The organism is Streptomyces prunicolor NBRC 13075, from assembly GCF_000367365.1.
Taxonomy (GTDB): domain Bacteria; phylum Actinomycetota; class Actinomycetes; order Streptomycetales; family Streptomycetaceae; genus Streptomyces; species Streptomyces prunicolor.
The window spans coordinates 1-2135 of sequence record NZ_BARF01000182.1 but is presented as its reverse complement, the minus strand read 5'-3'; the positions used below and the strand labels follow the sequence as shown (position 1 = coordinate 2135).

The window sequence follows — 2135 nt, the reverse complement described above, 5'->3', positions numbered from 1 at the left end:
AACTCACCCGCCAGCGCATCCAGCACCACATCCACCCCCGCGCCACCCGTCACCCGCGCGAACGCCTCCGCGAACTCCAAGTCCCGCGAGGACGCGATCCGCTCAGCCGGCACACCCAGGGCCTTGACGGCGTCCCACTTCGACGGACTCGCCGTCGCATACACCTCCGCACCCAGATGCGCGGCCAACTGCACCGCGGCCATCCCCACACCACCCGCCGCGGAATGCACCAACACCCGCTCACCAGCGACCAGTTGGCCGAGCTCCACGAGGCCGTAATACGCGGTCAGATACACGACCGGCACCGCCGCAGCCTGCTCGAACGACCAGCCCTCCGGCATCCGCGCGACCATCCGGCCGTCCGCGATCACGACAGGTCCGAAGGTGTCGGCGGTCAGACCCATCACACGGTCGCCGGGCGCCAGGTCCGTGACATCGGATCCGGTCTCCAGGACAACTCCCGCCGCCTCGCTGCCCAGCGTGGCATCGCCGGGGTAGAGGCCGAGGGTGATGAGTACGTCGCGGAAGTTCAGCCCGGCAGCTCGTACGGCGATCCGGACCTCGTGCGCCTCCAGCGGACGATCCGCATCGGAACGGACCAGCGCCAGGCCATCCAACGACCCCTTCGTGACCGCCTGAAGCACCCACGGTCCCTCGGCAGGCAGCGGCGATTCGGCCGCTCGCTTCAGTCGCGGGGCAAGTGTCCGACCCCCGCGCACCGCCAGTTGCGATTCGCCCAGGCCGGCGGACGTTGCCCAGTCGGGCACTGTTTCCTCGACCGGGTCGAGGTCCAACAGCACGAAACGGCTTGGGTGTTCGGACTGCGCACTGCGCACCAGACCCCACGCCGCCGCAGTCGCCACATCCGGCGACTCCTCACCCACCGACACCGCACCCCGAGTCACCAACACCAACCGTGCGGCCGACAGCGCGTCGGCGGCCAGCCACTCCTGCACCAGGCCCAACGTCCGTGCCACCACGGCACGTACCGCGTCGGTCTCCTCACCAGGAGCCTCTTCCGCCGCTACGCCGACGACGACCACGTCCGGCACCGACCCACCCGCCGTCACCGCGCCGAGCAGCGCGTCGAGGTCCGCGAAGTGCTCGCCCGTGCCGGCCTCCGCGATCTCGCCGAGCAGCGCGATGCTTGCCGGAGCAGCTGTACTGTCCGCTCCCGCGACCTCGGTCCACTCCATCGTGAACAGCGACTCGTTGGCCGCTCGCACGGCACCGGCCAACTGCGCCTGGTCGACCGGGCGGGAGGCGAGCTCCCGTACGGATGCGATCAGTTGGCCACTCTCGTCGGCGATGTCGATCCGGGTCGCGGACCGTCCGGCCGGAGTGATCCGGACCCGCGCCCGGGACACGCCTCGCCGGTCCAGCCGGACACCGGACCAGGAGAACGGCAGTTCCACCGCCGAGGTCCCGTCCCGGTCGAGCAGCCCACCGTGCAACGCGGCGTCGAGCAGGGCGGGGTGGATCCCGAACTCGCGCGCGGACCCGGCTTCTTCGGGGAGGACTATCTCGGTGTAGACGTCCTGGCCGTCGCGCCAGGCCCCCTGCAAGGCCTGGAAGGCGGGGCCGTACTCGTACTCGGCGTCGGCCAGCCTCTCGTACAGTCCCTCGACCACGACCGGTTCGGTGCCCGCCGGCGGCCACTCGGTCGGGAACGCCGGGGCGAGCAGGCCGGTCTCCTCGGCCAGTACGCCTCGCGCATGGCATGTCATCACGTCGGTCGCAGCGGTCGGGTCGTCGTCGTGCGCCGAGTTCTGCGAGCGGGTGTAGATCGCCACGTCCCGGCGACCGTCCGGGCCCGGTTCGCCGACCATGACCTGCAAGGGCACCGCGTCATGGACGGGTACCGGCAGCGGGACCTGGAGGACGAGTTCGTCCACGACCGGGCAGCCCACCTGTTGGCCGGCGGTCAGGGCGAGTTCCACCAGTGCCGCTCCCGGCACGATGACCGCGCCGAGTACGGCGTGGTCCCGGCTCCAGGGCTGAATGTCCTGCGACAGCCGCCCGGTGAACAGCCACTGCCCCTGGTCGCCGACCGGGACCGCGGCGGTGAGCAACGGGTGGTCGAGCCTGGCCATTCCCGATGCGGCGGGGTCACCGGCCCCGCTGAGCGAGGGCAG

1 protein-coding gene is annotated in these 2135 nt (G+C 71.2%); it reads right to left on the bottom strand.

Annotation, left to right across the window (positions count from 1 at the left end):
* Positions 1-2135 (bottom strand): SpnB-like Rossmann fold domain-containing protein (locus SPR02S_RS65925; protein ID WP_043259185.1); only part of this gene is annotated, 2135 nt, incomplete at both ends.